The organism is Neptunomonas sp. XY-337 (assembly GCF_004959845.1).
GTDB lineage: Bacteria > Pseudomonadota > Gammaproteobacteria > Pseudomonadales > Balneatricaceae > Neptunomonas > Neptunomonas marina.
Genome location: NZ_SPLL01000001.1, coordinates 256,950 through 278,894 on the forward strand (window position 1 = coordinate 256,950; position 21,945 = coordinate 278,894).

The 21,945-nt window shown below is 49.9% G+C and carries 24 protein-coding genes; 5 read left to right on the forward strand and 19 right to left on the reverse strand.

The genetic code is table 11. The features are described 5' to 3' along the window. Positions 1-13: 13 nt before the first annotated feature. The gene (gene clpS, locus E4L36_RS01430) at positions 14-340 is read right to left on the reverse strand and encodes an ATP-dependent Clp protease adapter ClpS (protein ID WP_127693158.1); all 327 of its coding nucleotides are present in this window, start codon (positions 338-340) and stop codon (positions 14-16) included. Positions 341-580: 240 nt separating this feature from the next. On the opposite strand from clpS, the gene E4L36_RS01435 reads away from it, so the two are divergent. Continuing rightward, the gene (locus E4L36_RS01435; protein ID WP_127693083.1) at positions 581-805 is read left to right on the forward strand and encodes a cold-shock protein; all 225 of its coding nucleotides are present in this window, start codon (positions 581-583) and stop codon (positions 803-805) included. A gap of 89 nt (positions 806-894) precedes the next feature. On the opposite strand, the gene E4L36_RS01440 is transcribed toward E4L36_RS01435, so the two are convergent. The 9 genes from E4L36_RS01440 to E4L36_RS01480 form a co-directional block, all read right to left on the reverse strand. Next, on the reverse strand, positions 895-1,812 hold the full coding sequence (locus E4L36_RS01440; protein WP_169051438.1) for an AEC family transporter: 918 nt from the start codon (positions 1,810-1,812) through the stop codon (positions 895-897). A gap of 87 nt (positions 1,813-1,899) precedes the next feature. Beyond that, the gene (locus tag E4L36_RS01445) at positions 1,900-2,778 is read right to left on the reverse strand and encodes a LysR family transcriptional regulator (RefSeq protein ID WP_136678680.1); all 879 of its coding nucleotides are present in this window, start codon (positions 2,776-2,778) and stop codon (positions 1,900-1,902) included. A 4-nt stretch (positions 2,779-2,782) separates the two neighbouring features. Then, positions 2,783-3,001 (reverse strand): formate dehydrogenase subunit delta, encoded by a 219-nt coding sequence (locus E4L36_RS01450; RefSeq protein ID WP_136678681.1) that lies wholly within the window; start codon positions 2,999-3,001, stop codon positions 2,783-2,785. Further along, entirely contained in the window at positions 3,002-3,811 is an 810-nt protein-coding gene (gene fdhD / locus E4L36_RS01455; protein ID WP_136678682.1) for a formate dehydrogenase accessory sulfurtransferase FdhD, read from the reverse strand. Next, positions 3,804-6,662 (reverse strand): formate dehydrogenase subunit alpha, encoded by a 2,859-nt coding sequence (fdhF, locus tag E4L36_RS01460; RefSeq protein WP_136678683.1) that lies wholly within the window; start codon positions 6,660-6,662, stop codon positions 3,804-3,806. The genes fdhD and fdhF overlap by 8 nt, the downstream gene beginning before the upstream one ends. A gap of 1 nt (position 6,663) precedes the next feature. Next, positions 6,664-8,214, reverse strand: a complete 1,551-nt coding sequence (locus E4L36_RS01465) for a formate dehydrogenase beta subunit (protein WP_136678684.1) — start codon at positions 8,212-8,214, stop codon at positions 6,664-6,666. Next, positions 8,211-8,705, reverse strand: coding sequence for a formate dehydrogenase subunit gamma (locus E4L36_RS01470; protein ID WP_136678685.1), 495 nt, complete (start codon positions 8,703-8,705; stop codon positions 8,211-8,213). The genes E4L36_RS01465 and E4L36_RS01470 overlap by 4 nt, the downstream gene beginning before the upstream one ends. A gap of 228 nt (positions 8,706-8,933) precedes the next feature. Further along, positions 8,934-10,241, reverse strand: a complete 1,308-nt coding sequence (fahA, locus tag E4L36_RS01475; protein WP_136678686.1) for a fumarylacetoacetase — start codon at positions 10,239-10,241, stop codon at positions 8,934-8,936. An 83-nt stretch (positions 10,242-10,324) separates the two neighbouring features. Further along, positions 10,325-10,867 carry a VOC family protein gene (locus E4L36_RS01480; RefSeq protein ID WP_136678687.1) on the reverse strand — a complete coding sequence of 181 codons (543 nt, stop codon included), beginning with the start codon at positions 10,865-10,867 and terminating at the stop codon, positions 10,325-10,327. A 195-nt stretch (positions 10,868-11,062) separates the two neighbouring features. Between E4L36_RS01480 and E4L36_RS01485 the strand changes: the two genes are divergently transcribed. Continuing rightward, positions 11,063-11,536, forward strand: a complete 474-nt coding sequence (locus E4L36_RS01485) for a MarR family transcriptional regulator (protein ID WP_136678688.1) — start codon at positions 11,063-11,065, stop codon at positions 11,534-11,536. Between the two features lie 94 nt (positions 11,537-11,630). After that, positions 11,631-11,984, forward strand: coding sequence for a hypothetical protein (locus E4L36_RS01490; protein ID WP_136678689.1), 354 nt, complete (start codon positions 11,631-11,633; stop codon positions 11,982-11,984). A gap of 49 nt (positions 11,985-12,033) precedes the next feature. On the opposite strand, the gene E4L36_RS01495 is transcribed toward E4L36_RS01490, so the two are convergent. The 4 genes from E4L36_RS01495 to hisI form a co-directional block, all read right to left on the reverse strand. Continuing rightward, positions 12,034-12,501 (reverse strand): GNAT family N-acetyltransferase, encoded by a 468-nt coding sequence (locus E4L36_RS01495; protein WP_136678690.1) that lies wholly within the window; start codon positions 12,499-12,501, stop codon positions 12,034-12,036. Then, positions 12,501-12,794, reverse strand: a complete 294-nt coding sequence (locus tag E4L36_RS01500) for a hypothetical protein (protein WP_206064477.1) — start codon at positions 12,792-12,794, stop codon at positions 12,501-12,503. Before E4L36_RS01500 ends, E4L36_RS01495 begins: the two co-directional genes overlap by 1 nt. Positions 12,795-12,862: 68 nt before the next feature. After that, positions 12,863-13,783, reverse strand: a complete 921-nt coding sequence (locus tag E4L36_RS01505; protein WP_169051439.1) for a GGDEF domain-containing protein — start codon at positions 13,781-13,783, stop codon at positions 12,863-12,865. A 192-nt stretch (positions 13,784-13,975) separates the two neighbouring features. Continuing rightward, a complete protein-coding gene (gene hisI, locus E4L36_RS01510; RefSeq protein WP_136678692.1) occupies positions 13,976-14,398 on the reverse strand; it encodes a phosphoribosyl-AMP cyclohydrolase in 423 nt (140 codons plus the stop codon). A gap of 136 nt (positions 14,399-14,534) precedes the next feature. On the opposite strand from hisI, the gene E4L36_RS01515 reads away from it, so the two are divergent. Next, a complete protein-coding gene (locus E4L36_RS01515; RefSeq protein ID WP_136678693.1) occupies positions 14,535-15,212 on the forward strand; it encodes a DUF1826 domain-containing protein in 678 nt (225 codons plus the stop codon). Positions 15,213-15,293: 81 nt separating this feature from the next. Here E4L36_RS01515 and E4L36_RS01520 read toward each other — a convergent pair whose 3' ends face one another. The 5 genes from E4L36_RS01520 to E4L36_RS01540 all read right to left on the reverse strand — a co-directional run bounded on the left by E4L36_RS01520 (position 15,294) and on the right by E4L36_RS01540 (position 20,449). Continuing rightward, a complete protein-coding gene (locus E4L36_RS01520) occupies positions 15,294-15,782 on the reverse strand; it encodes a DUF2569 family protein (RefSeq protein ID WP_136678694.1) in 489 nt (162 codons plus the stop codon). Positions 15,783-15,839: 57 nt separating this feature from the next. Next, positions 15,840-16,661: a fumarylacetoacetate hydrolase family protein gene (locus tag E4L36_RS01525; RefSeq protein ID WP_136678695.1), complete on the reverse strand. Its 822-nt coding sequence runs from the start codon at positions 16,659-16,661 to the stop codon at positions 15,840-15,842. 26 nt (positions 16,662-16,687) lie between these two features. Further along, a complete protein-coding gene (locus E4L36_RS01530; protein WP_136678696.1) occupies positions 16,688-17,380 on the reverse strand; it encodes a hypothetical protein in 693 nt (230 codons plus the stop codon). Between the two features lie 180 nt (positions 17,381-17,560). Next, positions 17,561-19,051: a CoA-acylating methylmalonate-semialdehyde dehydrogenase gene (locus E4L36_RS01535; RefSeq protein ID WP_127693064.1), complete on the reverse strand. Its 1,491-nt coding sequence runs from the start codon at positions 19,049-19,051 to the stop codon at positions 17,561-17,563. Between the two features lie 51 nt (positions 19,052-19,102). Further along, entirely contained in the window at positions 19,103-20,449 is a 1,347-nt protein-coding gene (locus tag E4L36_RS01540; protein ID WP_136678697.1) for an aspartate aminotransferase family protein, read from the reverse strand. A gap of 988 nt (positions 20,450-21,437) precedes the next feature. Here E4L36_RS01540 and E4L36_RS01545 point away from each other — a divergent pair. Further along, entirely contained in the window at positions 21,438-21,800 is a 363-nt protein-coding gene (locus E4L36_RS01545; protein WP_206064478.1) for a hypothetical protein, read from the forward strand. Positions 21,801-21,945: the final 145 nt, after the last annotated feature.

The window sequence follows — 21,945 nt, forward strand, 5'->3', positions numbered from 1 at the left end:
TCTGGTGTCTCCCCTATTCAGCTTCTACTTCACATAACAATGGATGCTTGTTGCCTCTGGAGTATTGATTCACCTGTGCCGCTTTGGTTTCTGCTACATCACGCGAAAAAATACCACACACACCCTTTCCTTGCGTATGTACAGCCAACATGACCTGTGTTGCTTGCTCTTCTGTCATATTGAAAAACATCATCAATACATCAACAACGAACTCCATCGGGGTGTAGTCGTCATTGAGCAGCACAACACGATACATTGGCGGCTTCTTAAGCTTGGGATCTGCTTCTTGGGTTGCTAGATTCCCGTCATCAGAAAAATGATCTTCACCTTCGGAAGACATTTTAATCACGTCTTTGTTCACTACGGATAGCATTCAATATCCCTAATAAAGATTCACATATTAAGCAAAATTAGTTTGTTCTAGTCTCAATGCTATACTAAAACGTACAGGATGGGATATCCCGGTGTACCTGTGAGGTTTCATGATTACTATAACCAATTATAGCAGTTGTGAAGTTTGCTATACGGGCTTACTTTTTTGAGTGGGTCTTCAGTCAGCATACAACGGGAGTATGATGCAATGCAGACAGGGAAAGTAAAGTGGTTTAACAATGCAAAAGGCTTCGGCTTCATCATTCCTGATGAGAACCATACCGAAGACCTCTTTGTACACTATTCTGCAATTCAGGTCGAAGGCTATAAAAGTCTTAAAGCGGGCCAGTTGGTTAGCTTTGATACAACGCCCGGCCCTAAAGGGCTCCACGCCGTGAACATCGTTCCGATCGTTGAGACCTCTGAACAATAAGACAGCTTAAGCTGCGTTCGAGTTGCTTTTCAAACCACCTCTTTTGAGGTGGTTTCATCGTTATGGGCCTACGTTTTCCACAATATTTTTTACACACCCAACAACGCGAGTGTCACAGGCAGAGTCACAAATGCCAACACAGTCTGTACAGTAATGACGGCAGCCATCGCTTGCGCATCGCCACCGAGCTGGCGCGCAAGAACATAGGCTGAGGGAGCGGTTGGACTTGCTAAGCAGATCACTACGATCACTAAGCTGATTCCCTCCACACCCAAGTATCTCGCCAGCAGATAACCAAGCAGAGGTTTAAATATAAATTGCATCGCTGACGTCAGGATTATCATTAATTGATTCCCACGGGCACTCGTTACTTGGAGAGCCGCACCAACACAAAGCAGTGCCATCGGTAACGCCACTTTCCCCAACATAAACGCAAGATCGTTGATCGGCCCTACCAGCCCTACACCAGATAAGTTGAGAACAAGCCCCACCACACAACCTATAATCAGCGGATTCGTCAGCAATTGTTTAGGTAACTTTCTGAGACCGCCACTTTGGGAGCCCGCCAGTGAAAACACCGTCACGCATAGAATGTTTACCGTGATCACAACAATCACTGAAGCAAGCGCACCAACACCGAGCCCATCAGCCCCAAACAACAGCTCAGCTAATGCCAGCACAACAAAACTGTTGAAACGCACCCCGCCTTGAAAGACCGAGGTGAATTCTGGTCCACTAAAACGATGGGTACTGAGCTGGATAGCGATCAAAACCACGGCACTGAGCAGCAACACGCTGACAAGCGTGATAAACATCCCCTCCCATGGGACTTGATCTAGCGATTTATTTGCCAATGAGGAGATAAGCAAGCTCGGCGCAAACAGGTAATATGTCAGCTTTTCGATACCAACCCATACCTCGTTCCCAACACCAAACTGGCGCTTTGCAACAAAACCAATTCCGACACACAAAACAATGGGTATCAGTACACTGATAGCTAACGGCATCAACATCTCCTCTCCAGTTGCGAGCAGGATAGAGCATTAGTTGATACAAAAAAATTTATATTATTTTGGTATATACATAACTTTTTATTAACTATCTAAACAGCGTAGATAGGACTTGAGCAACACATCCACGAGCTGGCTGCGGCTATGCTCCCGTTTCTGATAACACCCAACGCGGCGGGTTAGCTGTGGCTCGCCAAACGGCACCAGCCTAAACTGTGTCTTGTACTTGTCATATAACGCCGCCCCGAGCGGCATAATAGTGATGCCTAGTCGCTGCTCAACCATAGTGGTTGCAGATTGCAATGAATCCAGTTGCATCACTTCATTCGTGACCACACCGGCACACTCCAACTCTTGGTCAATCAGAGCACCGGCAAAAGCACGTGGGTTAAAACGGATATAAGGATGCTTTTGCAACAAAGAGAGGCTGTCTGGCTCGTGCCAGCAGGTTGGTGCCACCACGTAAAATGGCTCAACATCAAGCGTTGTCCACCAGCAACCAACGCCGCACCCGCTCAAAGGCTCGGTGATCAACACGGCATCCAGCTCATTATTTTCGACCCGCGCCATCAGCTCATCAGACATGCCATGATAGACTTGGATAGATAGCTCGGGAAATGCCTCTCGCAGCTCTGCCAGCACCGCCCCAAGCGGCCCAATTTGGACGCTAAATACCGCCCCAACCCTGAGTTCGCCAACAAACTGCCCGTGACTGCCAATACCGTCCGCTAAACCATCATATGCCGCGACAATACCCGCCGCGCGGGCGAGCACAATGCGTCCATCATGATTGAGCAGCATCGTGCGGCCAACCTTCTCAAATAGCGGCGTCTTTAGCTGCGTCTCTAACTGCTTAATTTGCTGACTGATAGCAGCCTGCGTTAAACCGAGCTTGTCCGCTGCAGCTGCAAAGCTCCCCTGCTGCTCTATTGCGATAAGCGCACGCAGCGCCTTGATTGACATATCGTTAGGGCAGCCGATTTACGGCTAGCCGCGTAATGGGCAGTAGTTCGGTGCAGTCTTGCTCTGCATAGTGTTTAATGGCTTCACGCATGGCGGGCGCCCAGAACCGTTTTAGGTGGTTGGCTACCACATCAGCAGCCGCCTCATCAGAGTTGTAATGGCTATTATTGATGGCAATCTGATTGGCCATATTGACCAGTTTTTTAGCGCTATCCGCTCCCATTTAATCTACCTCATTCGTTCCGCTGTAACGGATATGCTTACCCGGCCGGGCAAAACCAATTAATGCGATATTTGCTGAACAGGCAAACTCAACCGCTAGGGATGTTGGTGCCGACACGCACACCACCGTATGGATTGCACAGCTATTGGCTTTGGCGACGATCTCATAGCTTGCGCGGCTCGACATCAGCACAAAGCCGCTACGTGTATCTCGCTGCTCAACATGCAACCAGCCAATCAGCTTATCGAGCGCATTATGCCGCCCAACATCTTCTAAAGCGCGCAGAACTTCACCATCAGCCGAGCACCACGCAGCGCAATGAACCGCTCCGGTTTCAAGCTGCAAAGGCTGATATACACTCAGAGCTTCTTGTGCATGCTGGATGGCTGCATCCGTCACGTCAAACGTCCGTTCAGTGTGCACTGGAGCAGGAACCACCGCCTCTAACGACTCAACGCCACACAAACCACACCCTGTGCGCCCGGTCATATTACGGCGTTTTTCGCGCAACAAAGCAGCTTTTTCACTGGCCAGTTCGATCAACACCTCAATACCGTGAGCCGTTTTGTTTACGTCGATACCATAGATCTCTCCCATGTGATCGACGATTCGCTCACTGATACTGAACCCAATCGCCAGTGCCTCTATGTTGCTGGGGGTACACATCAGCACCACATGCGAGATACCGTTATAAACCAGCGCGATAGGCACCTCTGCAATAACCCAGTCACGTTCATCATGCGCAGCACCCGTGCCCCAGCGCTTTATAGCAACGCTCTGGGTCGTTTTAAACTCAACGCCTTCAGACATTCGGTAGGCCATCCTTTTCAGGCAGCAAAGATTGTTGAGCTTTATCGAAGCTCGAGTAAGAGGCCTGCCAGTCAGACGGCGCCGATACCGGCACAACTTGTACCGCCGTCACCTTGTATTCAGGGCAGTTCGTCGCCCAGTCTGATGCATCCGTCGTAATGACGTTGGCACCACTCTCTGGATGGTGGAACGTTGTATATACAACTCCGGGCTGCATACGCTCGCTAATGAGCGCACGTAAAACCGTATCTCCTGCACGGCTGCTGATACCGACCCAATCGCCATCCTTAATACCCCGCACCTGTGCATCACTGGGGTGCAATTCCAAGCGATCTTCATGGTGCCAGATTTGGTTATCAGTGCGCCGTGTCTGAGCACCCACATTGTACTGCGACAAAATGCGCCCAGTCGTCAGTAACAGTGGGTAACGCCTTGTCGAGCGCTCTTCGGTTGGCACAAACGTGGTGATCGCAAAGCGAGCCTTACCGATCGGGAACTCCATTTCGTGCATAATTGGCGTGCCTTCGGGGTACTGCGCATTACAGGGCCACTGAATACTGCCAAGCTGCTCTAACTTGTTGTAACTTACGCCAGTAAAAGTTGGGGTTAACTGCGCAATCTCATCCATGATTTCCGATGGGTTGCTGTAGTTCATTGGGTAACCCATGGCATTAGCCAATGCCATGGTGACTTGCCAGTCCTCTTTACCTGCCAAAGGTGGCATGACTTTACGAACGCGGTTGATACGTCGCTCTGCATTTGTGAAGGTGCCATCTTTCTCTAGGAACGTTGAACCGGGTAGCAGCACATGAGCGAATTTCGCGGTTTCATTCAGAAAAATATCCTGAACAACCAAACAGTCCAAGGAACGTAACGCCGCTTCCACATGCTGCGTGTCAGGGTCGGATTGAGCAATATCTTCACCCTGCACATACATGCCTTTGAACTCCCCATTGATCGCCGCATCAAACATATTCGGGATACGTAACCCCGGTTCTGCATCAAGCGGAACACCCCAGAGTGCCTCAAAGCGGGTTCTCACCGCATCATCACTCACATGCTGATAACCGGGAAACTCGTGCGGGAAAGAGCCCATATCGCAAGAGCCCTGTACATTGTTTTGACCCCGTAACGGATTCACCCCAACGCCCTCACGGCCAATATTGCCGGTCGCCAACGCAAGGTTAGCAATCCCCATCACCATGGTGGAGCCTTGGCTATGTTCAGTCACCCCCAAGCCGTAATAGATCGCACCATTTGCAGCCTGAGCAAAACGACGTGCAGCCTCGCGGACCTGTTCAGGCGCAACACCTGTTACATCAGCCAACGCCTCGGGCGAGTTCGATGATTGCTTGATAAACGCCTCCCACTGCTCAAATGCAGCACTATCGCAGCGTTCTGTAATAAAGGCTCGATCTTCAAGCCCCTCAGTCATAACCACATGGGCCAGCGCATTGATCAGTGCCACGTTGGTGCCTGGGCGTAGCGGCAAGTGCACTGCCGAGCTCAGATGAGGGGTTTTTAGCAAGTCGATCTTGCGCGGATCAGCAACGATTAGATCCGCACCTTCGCGCAAACGCCGCCGTAATTGCGAGCCGAACACCGGATGCGCATCGGTTGGGTTGGCGCCAATGACCAAAATCGCATCGGCAAAGCGTACCGAATCAAATGTTTGCGTACCGGCTGATTCACCCAAGGTGGCTTTAAGCCCAAAACCTGTGGGGCTATGGCACACCCGTGCGCAGGTATCCGTATTGTTGTTGCCAAAAGCAGCTCGAATGAGCTTCTGAACTAGATAGGTTTCTTCGTTAGTACAGCGCGAGGAGGTAATACCACCAATACTGTTACGCCCGTGTTGTGCTTGAATCGCTTTAAAACGCTCGGCAGCAAACGTGATCGCCTCCTCCCAGCTCACTGTTCGCCACGGTTGATCAATCGCATCCCGAATCATCGGCGCTTTGATGCGGTCTTTGTGAGTCGCATAACCAAAGGCGAAACGGCCTTTGACACAGGCATGTCCTTGGTTGGCAGCACCGCCTTTAAAGGGCACCATCCGAATCACTTCATTGCCCTTCATCTGTGCTTCAAACGAACAGCCCACGCCGCAATACGCGCAGGTAGTCACGATGGAGCGTTCTGGTGTGCCGTGCTCTTCGACACGCTTCTCAATCAGCGTGGCTGTCGGGCACGCCTGCACACAGGCACCGCAGGAGACACAATCGGAAGAGATAAAATCCTCGGCAGAGCCCACTGAGATTTTGGCATCAAAGCCACGCTTCTCAACCGTCAGCGCAAAGGTGCCTTGCGTCTCCTCACATGCTCTGACACAACGCGAGCAGACAATACACTTACTCGCATCAAACGAAAAATAGGGATTAGAAGTGTCTTTTGGTTGCTCTAGGTGGTTCGCTCCCGCAAAGCCATAGCGCACTTCACGCAACCCGACGGCACCTGCCATATCTTGCAGTTCGCAATCGCCGTTAGCCGAGCAGGTCAAGCAGTCTAACGGATGATCAGAGATATACAGCTCCATAATATTGCGGCGCAGTTTCGCTAGCTGAGGCGTCTGCGTGGTGACAGACATGCCCTCCTCCACCGGTGTTGTGCAAGAGGCGGGAAAGCCACGACGACCCTCAATCGCAACCGCACACAGCCGACACGAACCAAACGCCTCCAATGAGTCAGTGGCACATAATTTAGGGATATCGATGCCCGCAAGACTGGCGGCGCGGAGCACAGAGGTACCCTCAGGTACGAGGATATCGCGCCCATCGATCTGCACCGAGACTTGTGTCGCACTCTCTTTTGCGGGTGTGCCCAGATCTTTTTTAGGGTCAAAGTAGCTCAACATATCAACACTCCTCAGACTCTGTTTGGCTGGCAAGATGCTGTTTCAGTGCGCTCTGTACAGGGAAAGCGGTCATCCCGCCCATGGCGCACAACGAGCCGAACGTCATGGTTTCGCATAGATCATCTAACAGCAAGAGATTGTCTTCGACCGCGTCACCCGCTGCGATGCGATCAATTACTTCAACGCCGCGGGTAGAACCGATACGACAGGGGGTGCACTTACCGCAGGACTCAACCGCACAAAACTCCATAGAGAAGCGGGCCTGCTCGAGCAGATTGACGGTATCATCAAACGCCACGACACCCCCATGTCCGAGTACAGCCCCTGCCTGTGTGTACGCCTCGTAATCTAATGGGATATCCCATTGGCTCTCATCTAGATACGCGCCGAGCGGCCCTCCAACTTGGACAGATTTAATCGGCCGCCCAGAAAAACTACCACCGCCAAAGCCATCAATGAGCTCGCGCAATGTGGTACCAAACGCCAGTTCGACCAAGCCGCCGTTTGCGATGTTACCTGCCAGTTGAAACGGCATGGTACCGCGGGAGCGGCCCACACCGTGATTTGCGTAAGCCTGTGCCCCTTGCGATAAAATTGCGGGCAGTGCTGCCAGCGTCAGTACATTGTTCACAACAGTTGGCTGCCCAAAGAGCCCCTCAATCGCGGGCAGTGGCGGTTTAGCGCGCACCTGCCCCCGTTTACCCTCTAGGCTCTCAAGTAGCGCAGTCTCTTCGCCGCAAATATAAGCTTCAGCGCCTAAACGCACCTCAAGATCAAACGCTTGGCCACTCCCGAGTATATTGTTACCCAAGTAGCCCGCCTGATAGGACGCAGTAATCGCAGCATTGAGAATTCGATCAGCATTGGGGTATTCCGAGCGCAGGTAGATATAGCCTTGCGTCGCACCTACGGCTAAACCTGCAATCACCATCCCCTCGATCAGCATGTAGGGATCAGCCTCCATCACCAAGCGATCAGCAAAGGTGCCGGAATCACCCTCATCAGCATTGCAGACGATATATTTCTGCTCAGCTTGGCAATCGAGCACCGTTTGCCACTTAATACCGGTGGGGAACGCTGCCCCACCCCGGCCTCGCAACCCCGAATCTTTTACTTCATTAACAATCACTTGCGGCGATAACTTAAGAGCAGCTTTTAGGCCAAGAAAGCCATCTTGCTGAAGGTACCCCGCCAAGGATGTTGGATCATCAACGCCAGCACGCGCAAATGTGACGCGTTGCTGCTTAGCCAAATAGGGGATCTCATCCGTTTTGCCAAGCGCTAACGGGTGGTGACACTGTCCATCAAAAACACCACTATCCACCAAGGAATCAACCTGATCCTCTTCAACAGGTCCGTACGCAAAGCGCCCTTGTGGCGTCTCTACCTCGATGAGCGGCTCTAACCAGAAAAGCCCACGCGAGCCGTTCCGTACTAACTCAAGAGTGATACCGTCGGCACTAGCACGTGCTGCTAACTTCTCTGCGATTGCATCCGCGCCTAACGAGAGGCTCGTTGTATCTTGTGGCACATAAACGCGCAGTGTACTCATGATGTTACCTCCGCCGGTGCCAGCGTGAGCCGCTCTAACAGCTGTTTTGCTTTCGCAGCTGTCACCTTGCCATACACTTGGTCATCAATACGCACAGATGGACCACAGGCACAATTACCTAAGCAATACACGGGATCTAGCGTCACCGCACCATCAGAGGTGGTCTCGTGCAGCGCAATACCGAGCCTGTCTTGTACATATTGCTCAAGCTCCCGTGCACCTCTGGCTTGGCACGCTTCGGCGCGGCATACCTGAACACGATGCTTACCCTGAGGCTTGCGCTTAAACTGGTGGTAGAAACTGATGACACCCACGATCTCTGCATCGGTTTGCTGCAGATGCTCCGCAATGATGGGTATGGCACTGTCGGGGATAAAGCCAAGCTTTGCTTTAATCGCGTGAAGAATGGGTAGCAAGGCACCCGGTTTACTCTTGAGATTGGTGACGATCTCAGCCGCCAGATCGGCTTGCTGTTGCTCAGATACATCCATGGAACCACCTGCTCTTGTCACAAATATGCATGCTCATACATATTCTGAATCTTAGTTATTATCTCTTTAGAGCAAGACTAGCACCGGAAAGTGCAATACTAAATATGATCTTGCGCACCAGCATCACTCAGCGGTGCGATTCTCAACAAAGCCACGCGCACAAAAAAGCCCCGCATAAAAGCGGGGCTTGGCAGGTTACATCACGTAACGCTTTAATTGATTGGCCTATTAGTTTGCAGGCAAAACCGTGCTCGCAACATGGCCGAAGCCGATACGGGCAGCGCCCTCTTTCACACACCAGCCTTTCATGATGATCGTGTCACCATCTTCAAGGAAGGTACGCTGCTCGCCATTCGCTAGCGTGATAGGCTGCTTGCCACCGTTGGATAGCTCCAGCAAAGAGCCCGCCTCTTTATGTTCAGGACCCGACTGTGTGCCGGAACCGAAGAAATCACCCGGTTTCATGTTACAGCCGTTAACCGTGTGGTGCGCAACCATCTGCGCAACGGTCCAGTATGAATGGCGGAAGTTCGACAACGACACAGACTGTGCAGGCGTACCTTCTGCTTTCATTTTTGGTGTTTCGATCAGCACTTCTAGCTCGATATCAAATGCACCGGCAGCGCGGTTTGCGTCTGATTCAAGATACGGCATAGGCTGTGGGTCACTCTCATCACGCGTCCACGCAGCGCGATACGGCGCTAGCGCTTCCAACGTCACAATCCATGGAGATACCGTGGATGCGAAGTTTTTCGCTAGGAATGGACCTAATGGCTGGTATTCCCATGCTTGGATATCACGTGCCGACCAGTCGTTAAATAGGCAGAAACCGAACACGTGCTCATCGGCTTGATCAAGCTCAATCGCATCGCCCATCGCATTACCTTTACCGATGTAGATGCCCATCTCTAGCTCGTAATCTAGGCGCTTACATGGGCCAAAACTTGGCTCTGCTGCGTCTGGCGCTTTCGTTTGACCTTTTGGACGACGAAACTCCTGACCAGAAACACCAATTGACGACGAACGGCCATGGTAACCAATCGGTACCCACTTATAGTTTGGCAACAATGGGTTATCTGGACGGAATAGCTTGCCAACACTGGTCGCATGGTGGATCGATGTGTAGAAGTCCGTGTAGTCGCCGATGACCGCAGGTAGATCATATTCAACTTGATCCATTGGGATCAGGCAGTTTTCAAGCGCACGGTCTGCACCTTCGCGCAACGCCATAGACAACGCCAAACGCAATGCGGATGCATACTCTTGTCCCATGGACATAAAGCGGTTTAGCGTTGGTTCTGCACACGCAGCGGCCGCTTCCCCACACTTACCGGTCAGCAGGTTTTGCTCAGCAACACGTGCCATATCGACCACTTGATCACCAATCGCAACACCACCGCGGAACGCTTCATCGCTGCCTTTACGACGGAAAACAGCGAAAGGTAGGTTCTGAATTGGGAAATCGCAGTCTGCTTCGTTTGCAGCGCTCACCCAGCTACGCAGGTTTACATCATGTGTTTCGTTTAATTGCATCATGGAAAATCTCTCTACCCTGAAAATAGCAAAGCGAAAGCTAGTGCTCTCGCTCAAATTATCTTGCTTATGTTCGCCAGCCGCTCTTACTGCTCGGCGAACTCCTCTTCATGCAACCATGCTGCATGTTTAGGTGCGCGTTTCGTTTGCGACCACTCTTCCAGCATCGCTGGCGCTACCTCTTTAAGCTTGGCAAGCTGCGCTTCGCTGCCGGTGAGGCAGGTTAACTCTAGGCGGTGACCATTGGGATCAAAGAAGTAGATCGACTTGATAATACCGTGGTTAGTTGGGCCAAGCACATCCAAACCTTTCTCTTGTAGTTCAGCTTTGGCGGCCAGCAGCGCTTCTTCGCTCTCAACTTGGAACGCAATGTGTTGCACCCACTCAGGCGTATTGCGGTCACGATCCATCTTCTCTTTTGTCGGTAGCTCAAAGAAGGCCAAAATGTTGCCATTACCTGCGTCAAGGAACAGGTGCATGTAAGGGTCTGGCTCTTTTGTTGAGGGAACGCGGTCTTCGGCAATCGCGACAAGAAAGTCCATGTTCAACATCTTTTGATAGAACTCGACCGTTTCTTTCGCATCGTTGCAGCGATAAGCAACGTGGTGAATCTGCTGAAGTTTAATCATTGTTTTTCCCTCGGCTTGTTGTTGTCTGGCCATATTAGTAACATTTGTTACAATTGTCAAAGATCAAGAAATAAACCTAACCCAATGATTTAATTAAAATAAAAATACAATCCTTCACTTATTCCAATCAGGAAATTGTATTTTTACCTGTGCTTTAGCTAGTATCACACTGATTCTGACCATTCGAGCAGCCTTATGACCACATCGATTAAGCAAACGCCGCAGGCACTTAATCTCGACAACTTCTTTCCATATCAGCTCTCGCAGTTAAACGCGATTGTTAGTGATGCCATAGCGCAACTTTACAAAGGCCGTTACCAACTGGCGCCATTCGAGTGGCGCGTTCTCGCGGTATTAGGCGAGCATAAGAAGCTCGCTGCAAAAGAGATCGGCCAGCGCACCCACCTTGAAAAGATGCAGGTTAGCCGTGCGGTAGCGGGATTAAAAACCGCGGGGCTGGTGACACAAGAGACGGACAGCGAAGATCGCCGTATCACGCGATTACAGCTGTCACCGGCTGGGGGGGATCTATATCAACAGATCGTGCCTTTGGTGCTAGCGCGAGAGGCATTTTTGTTATCATCTTTGAGTGATGAAGAGCAACAACTGATGCACAAGCTCATGGCAAAAATCGCCGACCAAGCCCAACAACTGAACGATTTAGGTTAAATATTTAGCAAGATTTCATAAAAACTTAACATCAAGCATTGGCATTTCTCTGTACCATGCGCTCGCGCAACCCAATCAGAGGAGGAAGTGTTCTATGAAGATTAAGAAGAGTGATGTAGCTAGAACGGTCCACTGGGTTGAATCCCATTTCGACAAAAACGACCATTTTCCTTTTGACGCTGGCAGCTCCAAAGCCGCTAAACGCCACTTAAAGGCGCTAAAAAGCTGGCGTCAGGTCGCAGCGAACAAAGAAGAGCTTCGAGAGTGGTGTAACACATGGTTGAGTGAAGACTACAAGCTGGAACTGACTCACCATTTAGAGAAAGCCCGTATCCTCAAGGCCAACAAATCGCTGAATCTTAACAACGAAGCGCTTGAGCTACTGCTCACCCATGCCGATGAAAAAGATATGACGCCTTCAGAGCTGATTATCTCGCTGCTTAGCTAACCCCGTTAGACGATAAGGGCACTATCACCGTGCCCTTTTTCTGCCCCAACTAGAGTGTGTAGCCAAAGAATTTTGTGTCTGGGGTGGGGTTATCAAAGTAAGGCTCGATCTCGACAAAGCCCATCTGCAGATAGAGCTTTTGTGCATGCTGTGTTGGCGGAACAGCATCCAATACAACACGCAAATAGCCCAGTGCTTTTAAACGCTCCAACAAATGCTCCATCAATACACGCCCAACCCCTAAACCTTGAAACTGCGAGCGTACGTAAAGGCGTTTTACCTCCGCCGTTTGGGTATCAATTGCCCTAAACCCAACACCACCCGCTATGCTGCCATCGACCAATGCAAACTGATACACACCGCTTGGCAAAGTAAACAGAGCATCTAGGCGCGCCATCTCGGCTGCAAAATTTTGATAAGAGAGATCAATATCCAGCCAATCTACATACTCGTAGATTAGGCGTTCAAGCTCTTGTTGGTCGCGCGGAAATTCAACATCACGTAGTTGTACAGCCATTATGGGTCGTTCGCCTCCAGCACTGAGTAGGTATCGTCTTCGATATAGCAGCAGGTGTCTGCATCGATCTTAAGCGTGTGAAACTCCGCTTCGCCTTCGTTATTGACGAAGTTCACTTCAATCCAGTGACCATCAAACTCATCGATCATCCAAACACGCCAAAGCAAGCTAGACGCGCGAACACGTTCGTATATTTGATAAGTTACATATAGCTCAGCACCGGGATCGTCCTTAAACGCTAGCAGGTCATCAGGCACCCTTGTGACATGAATAAGGTAATTGATCGATTTCATATGAACTCCGCAAAGTGGCCAACCACTTTAGAGGAGTTTCACGGATTCCCCAAGCAATTATCTATCAGCTAGGCTGAGAGACGCGAAGCGGCACGTTTACGCTTATCGTTGTACATCCGCTCATCCGCTTCAGCAAGAATCTCGCCGCAGGAGCGCTGCGTACCGATAAACAGAGAACAGCCAGCACTGGCCGCAAGCGTATATTGGGGATCAATATCGGGGAAAGGCTGGTCTAGCGCGTTGATAATTTTCTGTGCCACACGCTTTACGCTATTACGTGCCTGCGACCGGTCACAGCTCAGCCCCTCGAGCAACACAACAAACTCGTCTCCTCCAATTCGAGTCACACTGTCTAAGTCGCGCACTTCATTGCGGATACGCTGCGCCACCTCAATAAGGTAGGTATCGCCAACACCATGCCCGTAGCAATCATTGAGTTGCTTGAAACAGTCGAGGTCTAAAAAGATCACTGCACAGTGGGTCTTGCTGCGCTGGCTTCGCTTTTGCGCCATCTCGAGCCGCTCCAGCAATTGGCGGCGATTGGGCAGCCCTGTTAACGCATCTTGAGTTGCTGCGGCAATTAACAGATTTTCGAGGTGCTTTTGATGCGTGATATTCGTTGATATCCCCAACACGCCCACCACCTCATCTGGATTTTCATCAGCATAAACGGGCGATTTCAGCTCCAAATACACCTCTTTAACACCGCCTTCGCGCTCGATGACCACCTCTTCTTGAGTGGCTTTTCCATGCAGCGCTTTTTGATCGATTTGGCGCAACTTAGCAGCAGTTGCCGGCGGGAAAAACGCCGCATCATTTTTGCCGATAAGTTCAGCTTCTGAGCAGCCGAAAAAGGCGAGCATTTTCTTGTTAGCGTATAAATAACGGGACTGTGCGTCTTTCATAAAGACATAGGCTTGCACATGATCGAGTGCTAGCCTGAGTTGCTCGGCATTTACTCCAGAGCGAATATCTCGCTTGTTAGCCATCACCATTCCACCACACTGCTTTGCTGTGCAGAAAACAACAGCGCAATACACATTAACCTGAAATCAGGGAGAGCTTTTGACTTTTTGGTCAGCTTCAGACTAGCCGATATTCCCCCTCCGCACGAGTGAAAACGTCGCCAAGAGCAACCAAGATCAAAAAACTGCAGAAAATTACAGTGCAACTCTGCACACTTATGCTGAAGCATCGCCCTTAATCGTGACATGACCTGCCGCCGCATCAACCTTGAGATAAAAACAGGCAGGCCGCCCCGTGTGGCAAGCCGCGCCAATCTGTTCCACTTGGCACAAGATGACATCGCCATCGCAATCAAAAGCCATATCGATGAGCGCCTGAGTATGACCGCTGGTTGCGCCCTTCTCCCAAAAGCACTGGCGGCTGCGCGACCAATACACCATGCGCCCGCACGCTAGGGTTTTCTCTAATGCTTCACGGTTCATCCACGCCTGCATCAGCACGTTTTTTGTCGCATGATCTTGCGCAATTACCGGAATTAAACCTTGTTCATTGAAATTCAGCTGCTCGATAACATCCGTTAAAGGAAATGTCGTATTGTGTGCTGCGTGCTCGATATTCGAAAAGTAAGAACGGCTCATGATTAACCTTAGTACAAAGCAAAAAGTGCAAAGCGAAACGCTCATATGAGGAGGTAAGACAGCAACCAGAGGTAATACTGGCAGCTCTTTTTTGTTACACTATAACATATCATTAAGATAGAAACAGGTGAGCCTAATGAACGCATCGCTGCAAACGAGTTCTGCCCAAGCCAACATCCCAGCCAACCCTATTCATGTTGCGCGTGGCTCCACTGCCGAAACACTGCCCGCTATTTTTCAGGAATCGGTCAACTTAGTTATCTTCGAGCGAAGCCTAGCCCACAGCGTCACTCGCTACTGCGAAAGCCTTATGGCAGCGCGGCCAAGCTTTAACCTGCGCCGCGCTATTCCGCTGGCTGACGTTGCGCAAACACTCGCTACCGCCCTACCTGATCTTCCCCACCGCGACGCCTTTATAGAGGATTTAACGCTGCTATTAGAGATGTACGCGTGTCTATTCGATCTTGAAGAGGTGGGTACCCGCGTTCAGGTACTCGACCGTGCGATGTGTCCGCGTTTTCACACCGACAAGTTAGGCTGCCGTTTAGTATCAACCTACGTGGGTGCCGGTACAGAGTGGCTGAGTGATTCGGTTATCGACCGCTCAAAGCTCGGTAAAGGCAACGCAGGTTTAAGTGATGCCGAGTCAGGGTTAATACAACGCGGTGCCACAGTAGAGCAGGTTAACGCAGGCGATGTGGTGCTGCTGAAAGGTGATGGGTGGTTTGGTAACGACGGGCGCGGAGTAGTGCACCGCTCCCCTGCTGTCGGTGCGAATGAAAGCCGCTTGGTTGTAACGCTGGATTTTGCGTGATGCCCCTGTAACTCAACAGAGCGAGTTACAGAGAGATACACCACTATCGCCCTTGAATAAATAACCGCTAACGCCCTCTCGCTAAGAGGGCCGCCCCTCTACAAAGGTCGCTTTTACCCGCTTTGAAACGCTTAGGTAGATCATATAGGCCGGTAAAGAGATGAAAGACTTTATCAGCTGCGCTTGAGTTTCGTTGTCATAGAGAGGGTCTTCAGGGAAAGCCCAATGGGCCAGGTAACAATCACCGATTAATAGCGCGATAGCCGCGAGCAAAAAAGCGATAAAGTAGATGGGAAATTTATAATGGTGCGCAAAGAACAGATAGCAGACATACAATGATCCGAGTACCAAGGCTGCGATTATAGAGATCTCGGCGATGATCACCATAGCCGCTTCTGGAAAGTAACCTTCACTGTTCGGGTTTGCCAAATAGGCAAACGTCCCATCCATTAAAAGAGGCAAAAGAGTGCTTGTAATCTGAAGGCCAAAGGCGATCGGCAACACCATCACATTCAATGCCAGTAAAATCAGCCAACCTCTAATCCCTTTAAGATCATTACGAATCACCATATACAACTCCTTTTGTTAACTATTTAGCTCTTCCTGAGCAGGCGTCCTGCCTGCGGTTCACGTGTTCGTAAACTGAACCTCCAACAAGGGTAGTTCAAAACCCGGCATAATCACATGCCAACGCTGCCCTGCTGCCACCGGAAAAACAGCGGTGAGTGTGCCGGTTGTGACCACCTCACCTGCACGAATCGGAGCAGTTGGGTGCTCTGCCGCTAGCAGTGCCACCAAATGCTGTAGCGCCTTGAGTGGGCCGCCTAACACGTTAGCGCCGCTGCCTTGGTCTTTTAGCTCATGGTTGCAATACAGCTCAACGGAGCAATTCGCCAGCACCTGCGCAATATCCCCCTTTAACTCCTTTAGCGGGATAGGCTGGCCCACCAACAGCGCTGCATGAAGGCCTGCATCGATGATCGTATCCGCTGCAGCAAACTGCCAGTTCGGATAATGAGACTGCACAATCTCATAGCCAAATGCGCACCAGTCTATCGAGTCGATCAACTGCGCAAAGGTCGGATTCTGAGGGGGCGTTTTAGCAAAATGAAAGATGATTTCTGGCTCGATGCGCGGTTCACAAAAGCCATTCAGCGCACAGGTTATTTTATCGTCTTGCGCATAGTGCATGTTGTGCGCATAGACCGGTGCCCAAATGGGCTGGTGCACACCAAAGTGTTCCCAAAGCTGATGATTGGTAAAGCCGATCTTGCGCCCGACAGGTTGCCAACCTTGCGCAACCCGCTGCGTATTGACCAGCGCTGCAACATGGTATGCCGCATCTAGCGTTAACGTATCAAAGCGGTGGCTAAATGGCTCAAGAGATTGAGCAGAATCCTGTGCCGCCATAATTTGTGCGGCAATGGCGCTAAGCGTTTGCGATTCCATAGGGCGTACTATCCTTTGATAATCTATTAGGGCTGGCCGGTGCTGCTGGGCAGTTGCGTTTGGCTGACCTGCTTGAACGCGTTGAGATCAAACAGCGCTCGATACCCAACGCCTTTGTAACGATAAAGTACAAAGAGCTGATTGCCGTTTGTTAGCTTTTTGCCTAACAACTCGTTCATGGCTGGAATCACCTCCACATAACCGGTGCCATCGGGGCGCGACAGGGCCAGCGTTTTGATATCAGATGCGGTGAGGCGTTTATCCTTATTGGAATCTGCGTTAACCACCTGATACAGCTGAGCGATAACCGGCTCGGGCGGGTTGATGTAATCATCGTGGCTAAGGGTTTCTCGGCTAACAAATAGCGAGCGGTTATGAGGCAGCAACCAATGCTGGGCATCGCTCGTGGCATCCACAAAAAGATAGTTACGTGCGGCCTTTGCGCTCTTACTGTAATAAGACTCGTCCCGTTTTTGATCAGACACCAGCGGCATCACTAGATAATCGCTGCCAGCAATATGGGAGGCATGTTCAAGATGCCACTGCTCCGCCTTGCGAGCCTCCACATTAACAATCTGATGCACAGTGCGATCCCGAGTGAGCTCACCGTAAACCTGATACGCGCCAAACACCATCAACCCAATCGCCAACACACCTGCCAGCGCAATCATAATGGCGTTAAAGTGCCACACCCGTTCAAAAAACTGATCCTTATCCATAAATCCCCTACTAAGACTGGGCCGCTAAACACGCCATTTTAAAAGACGCGCTTAAGACTCCCATATCGGGGGAAAAATTCCAAAAAAAAGCAGGCGTTACCGAAGTAAGCCTGCCAAAAAGTTTAGTGTCGGGGGAGTAGAGAGTGCCCCTTGAAGATCACTAACGGAGATAAGAAAAACTTAGCTAGGGAAAGAGAACGATACGCCCTCGCGCACACCACTGGATGGCCAGCGTTGTGTAATCGTTTTACGCTTGGTGTAGAAACGTACCGAGTCAGGGCCGTAAGCGTGTAAATCACCAAACAAAGAGCGCTTCCAACCACCGAAGCTGTGGTAAGAAACCGGCACCGGTAGCGGTACGTTGATACCCACCATGCCCACTTGGATATGATCAGAGAAGTAACGTGCTGCTTCGCCATCGCGGGTAAAGATACAAGTACCATTGCCATACTCGTGATCATTGATCAGCTGCATCGCCTCTTCCATGCTTTCTGCACGAACCACCTGCAAAACGGGGCCAAAAATCTCTTCTTGGTAGCTGTTCATCTGCGCAGTCACACGATCAATTAATGTTGCGCCCACGAAGAAACCGTTGTCGTAGCCTTCTACCTGAGGCGCGCGGCCATCAACCACCACCTCGGCGCCATCAGCTTCAGCGCTATTGATGTAACCCACCACCTTCTCTTGGTGCGCACGAGTGATCACCGGGCCGAAATCGTTGCTCTTATCAGAGAACGCCCCTACTTTAAGCGGCTTCATCGCCTCTTTCAGTTTTGATACCAGCGTTTCAGCCGCTTGATCGCCTACAGCCACCGCAACAGATAGCGCCATGCAGCGCTCACCGGATGAGCCAAATGCCGCACCCAGCAGTTGGTTAACCGCATTGTCCATATCTGCATCTGGCATCACAATCGCGTGGTTCTTTGCGCCACCCAGTGCTTGGCAACGTTTGCCGTTGGCATTAGCGGTTTGGTAGATATATTCAGCAATCGGTGTTGAACCAACAAAGCTTACCGCTTTAACTCGTTCGTCAGTTAACAGTACATCAACTGCGGTTTTATCGCCGTTCACAACGTTCATTACACCATCTGGCAAGCCTGCCTCTTGCAGCAATTGTGCAATAAACATCGTGGATGTTGGATCACGCTCAGACGGCTTCAACACAAAGGTGTTACCGCACGCAATCGCCATAGGGTACATCCACAGTGGCACCATCGCTGGGAAGTTAAATGGCGTAATACCTGCAACAACACCCAACGGTTGGAACTCGCTCCAAGAATCGATACCCGGGCCAACGTTGCGGCTGTGCTCGCCTTTTAGCAGCTCAGGAGCACCACAAGCGTATTCTACGTTTTCGATACCGCGGATCAGCTCGCCCATCGCATCGTGATGGATCTTGCCATGCTCTTCACCGATCATTTCACAGATTTTATCGGCGTTTTGCTCTAGCAACGCTTTAAAGCGGAACATCACCTGCGCACGCTTTGCTGGCGGCGTTTCGCGCCATGCTGGGTAAGCCGCCTGCGCTGCAGCAATAGCTTCTTCAACTGTTTCAACGCTTGCAAGTGCAACCTGCTTCGTTGCTTCGCCTGTAGATGGGTTGAACACGTCTTGTGTGCGTGCAGCATCTTCGACGTTCTTACCGCCGATCATGTGACCAATGATTGTCATAACTTTTCCTCAAATTTTTATTGTGGCCCCGCTATTACGGGGCGTTACTGCTTAGTCGAGTTCGTTGATCGAGTCGCCCAGTGCGTTGATCAGACGGTCGATCTCGTCAATTTCTGATGTGAAGGGCATACCCAGTTGAATAGTGTCGCCGCCATAGCGCACATAGAAGCCCTTCTCCCAACACTTCATAGCAATCTGGTAAGGGCGCAGCGCTGGCTCACCCGGTGCAGCCTCAATCGTCAGTGCACCAGCTAGACCATAGTTACGAATGTCCGCAACGTATTTCGTACCTTTAAGGCCGTGCAGCATCTCTTCAAACTGCGGCGCTAAACCATTAACCCGCTCAATAAGGTTATCTTTCTCTAAGATATCCAATGCCGCTAAGCCCGCCGCACACGCCACCGGATGCGCCGAATAGGTATAACCATGCGGTAGCTCAAGCATATATTCAGGGCCACCTTCGGCCATGAAGGTATCGTAGATATCCTGCTTTGCAACCACTGCACCCATTGGCACAGCGCCGTTGGTCAGCTGTTTAGCAATGGTCATCAAGTCTGGCGTCACACCAAAAGCCTCGGCGCCCGTTTTACTGCCCATACGGCCAAAGGCGGTGATCACCTCATCAAAGATCAGCAGGATATTGTGCTTATCGCACAGCTCGCGTAGGCGCTTGAGATACCCCTGTGGCGGCGGAATAACACCGGCAGAGCCTGCCATCGGTTCAACAATCACAGCGGCGATATTCGATGCATCATGCACCGCTATAAGATGTTCTAGCTCATCCGCCTGTGTTGCACCGTGGGTTGGCATCCCTTTAACAAAGGTGTTTTCTGGCAACATAGTGTGCGGCAGGTGAATGGCATCTAGCCCTTGGCCATAAAGCGCACGGTTAGGGCCGATCCCCCCCACGCTGATACCGCCAAAGTTGACGCCGTGGTAACCCTTAGAGCGGCCAATTAAACGTGTTTTCGTGCCTTGGCCACGCTTACGCCAATAAGCACGGGCAATCTTAAGCGCCGTTTCGACCGATTCAGAGCCTGAACCTGTAAAGAACACACGGTTTAAACCGGCTGGCGTAAACTCGGTAATGCGGTGCGCCAACTCAAAAGCTTTTGGGTGGCCAAACTGGAAAGCCGGCGAATAGTCTAGCTCTCTGATCTGTTTGCTGACCGCCTCTGCAATCTCGGGGCGGTTGTGGCCTGCGCCACATGTCCAGAGGCCTGCTAAACCATCAAAAATTTTGCGGCCATCGACATCGGTGTAGTAGTTACCATCGGCACCAATAATAAAGCGAGGGTTTTGTTTAAAGTCACGGTTGCCGGTAAACGGCATCCAGAAGGCATCAAGCTGCTCTTGAGAGAGGCCCAACGCGGCAAGTTGTTCGTTTTTATTGTTCATAAAGCCACCTATGATGAATCTGTCTTAGTCGTAACCTTTAGATCCATTATGGTGCGTTATTGAATTCTATAAATTTCAAATTACTGAATTTAAGTTAAGCATTTACTTAACTTTCCGTTATAGCATGCCCCTGCTCTACCCTAACAGGCCACGCAGCCCAAAAAGCCCCGCACTACACTAAATTGCTATCGAAAACCTAAGAACCTCAGGGGGGCAACATCATCGCTGACGAACCTCCCAACTATGTTGTAATTCTCTTGTTGCTGAAAACGCAGGACCATATGCCTCTATGTCGATCAGCCTGTATGCGTGCCGCAAGCAGTTACTGCTGATGAATACGCGAATAAATGTAAATCAAAGCAAAACTCATATGTAAAAAAGTAATCGCTGCTATAAAAAGATGGTAAAGTGATACTGCCTATCCAACAGATAATCTTTACAGAGATATGTAACACCTGCACTTTTTACATGTGGGCTGGCACCTAGTACATAAGATTCAGGAAGATAAAATTAGTATTTTGATGGACCTAAAATGATTTATCGTTTACTGCAACCAAGTAGCATAGAGATTAAATTGATCATCTGGATTATGCTACCGGTTTTTATCGCTATTATTACTTACTTCGAGCTTGAAGAAAACAAAAGAGAACAAGAGTGCAAGCATTATTGCATTGATACTAGAGGCTATATTGATTACAAATACCGCCCCACATCCAGAAAAAATATTGGTAAGCAAGGGGTAAGTTGTAGGTGCCTTAAAAAGAAGTCACGGTCTTAGGAAATTTTAATTTTAATTTTAATTTTAATTTTAATTTTAATTTTAATTAGACATTGCCGCCATATTATTTTAACACCAAAAACTTAGCTCTAATAGTTTAAAATAACTCAAAATATCATCTAGATTTAAAATCAATTTTTTTCATTTCTAAAAAACCTCGTCTAACGGTAGTTTCCCGATTATCGCGACGTTGATCATTAAGGAAGTATCATGCAGTCTAATAGAATTCATATTATTGGTGGACCTGGTAGCGGTAAGACATATATCTCTCAAAACTTACAAAGCATAACTGATTTAACTGCATACGATCTGGATCAAGTTTTTTGGGATCAAAGTCAAAACACTTATACTCGAGCAAGTGAAGAGTCTAGGGCAGAAAAGCTAAGTTCAATTTTATCCAACGAGAAATGGATCATTGAAGGTGTTTATTATAAGTGGCTAGACGAATCGTTTCAAAACGCTGACTTAATCGTAATTCTAAACCCTCCATTGATTAAGCGACAATGGCGGATTTTCAAGAGGTTTGTATACGTAAATTTTTCTCTGGAGACTACCAGAAAGAAACTTTTATGAATTTCGTTGAATTGTGGCAATGGAACAAAAAATTTGATCAGGATAATATGGTTCGCATCATTGAATTCACATCAAAGCACGAGAAAAAAATTGCTTACTGCTCGAGCTACAAAGAGGTCAAGAATGTTCTAAATAGAAAAAAATC

Coding starts and splice junctions, on each gene's coding strand:
- E4L36_RS01465 (WP_136678684.1), bottom strand. CDS start 8,214: ATGAGTACACTGCGCGTTTATGTGCCACAAGATACAACGAGCCTCTCG.
- E4L36_RS01450 (WP_136678681.1), bottom strand. CDS start 3,001: ATGGGAGCGGATAGCGCTAAAAAACTGGTCAATATGGCCAATCAGATT.
- E4L36_RS01535 (WP_127693064.1), bottom strand. CDS start 19,051: ATGACAATCATTGGTCACATGATCGGCGGTAAGAACGTCGAAGATGCT.
- fahA (WP_136678686.1), bottom strand. CDS start 10,241: ATGATGCAATTAAACGAAACACATGATGTAAACCTGCGTAGCTGGGTG.
- E4L36_RS01525 (WP_136678695.1), bottom strand. CDS start 16,661: ATGGAATCGCAAACGCTTAGCGCCATTGCCGCACAAATTATGGCGGCA.
- clpS (WP_127693158.1), bottom strand. CDS start 340: ATGTCTTCCGAAGGTGAAGATCATTTTTCTGATGACGGGAATCTAGCA.
- hisI (WP_136678692.1), bottom strand. CDS start 14,398: ATGAGCCGTTCTTACTTTTCGAATATCGAGCACGCAGCACACAATACG.
- fdhF (WP_136678683.1), bottom strand. CDS start 6,662: ATGTTGAGCTACTTTGACCCTAAAAAAGATCTGGGCACACCCGCAAAA.
- E4L36_RS01495 (WP_136678690.1), bottom strand. CDS start 12,501: ATGGCTGTACAACTACGTGATGTTGAATTTCCGCGCGACCAACAAGAG.
- E4L36_RS01490 (WP_136678689.1), top strand. CDS start 11,631: ATGAAGATTAAGAAGAGTGATGTAGCTAGAACGGTCCACTGGGTTGAA.
- E4L36_RS01470 (WP_136678685.1), bottom strand. CDS start 8,705: ATGGATGTATCTGAGCAACAGCAAGCCGATCTGGCGGCTGAGATCGTC.
- E4L36_RS01520 (WP_136678694.1), bottom strand. CDS start 15,782: ATGGTGATTCGTAATGATCTTAAAGGGATTAGAGGTTGGCTGATTTTA.
- E4L36_RS01440 (WP_169051438.1), bottom strand. CDS start 1,812: ATGCCGTTAGCTATCAGTGTACTGATACCCATTGTTTTGTGTGTCGGA.
- E4L36_RS01515 (WP_136678693.1), top strand. CDS start 14,535: ATGAACGCATCGCTGCAAACGAGTTCTGCCCAAGCCAACATCCCAGCC.
- E4L36_RS01480 (WP_136678687.1), bottom strand. CDS start 10,867: ATGATTAAACTTCAGCAGATTCACCACGTTGCTTATCGCTGCAACGAT.
- E4L36_RS01540 (WP_136678697.1), bottom strand. CDS start 20,449: ATGAACAATAAAAACGAACAACTTGCCGCGTTGGGCCTCTCTCAAGAG.
- E4L36_RS01500 (WP_206064477.1), bottom strand. CDS start 12,794: ATGAAATCGATCAATTACCTTATTCATGTCACAAGGGTGCCTGATGAC.
- E4L36_RS01530 (WP_136678696.1), bottom strand. CDS start 17,380: ATGGATAAGGATCAGTTTTTTGAACGGGTGTGGCACTTTAACGCCATT.
- E4L36_RS01545 (WP_206064478.1), top strand. CDS start 21,438: ATGCAGTCTAATAGAATTCATATTATTGGTGGACCTGGTAGCGGTAAG.
- E4L36_RS01485 (WP_136678688.1), top strand. CDS start 11,063: ATGACCACATCGATTAAGCAAACGCCGCAGGCACTTAATCTCGACAAC.
- fdhD (WP_136678682.1), bottom strand. CDS start 3,811: ATGTCTGAAGGCGTTGAGTTTAAAACGACCCAGAGCGTTGCTATAAAG.
- E4L36_RS01435 (WP_127693083.1), top strand. CDS start 581: ATGCAGACAGGGAAAGTAAAGTGGTTTAACAATGCAAAAGGCTTCGGC.
- E4L36_RS01505 (WP_169051439.1), bottom strand. CDS start 13,783: ATGGCTAACAAGCGAGATATTCGCTCTGGAGTAAATGCCGAGCAACTC.
- E4L36_RS01445 (WP_136678680.1), bottom strand. CDS start 2,778: ATGTCAATCAAGGCGCTGCGTGCGCTTATCGCAATAGAGCAGCAGGGG.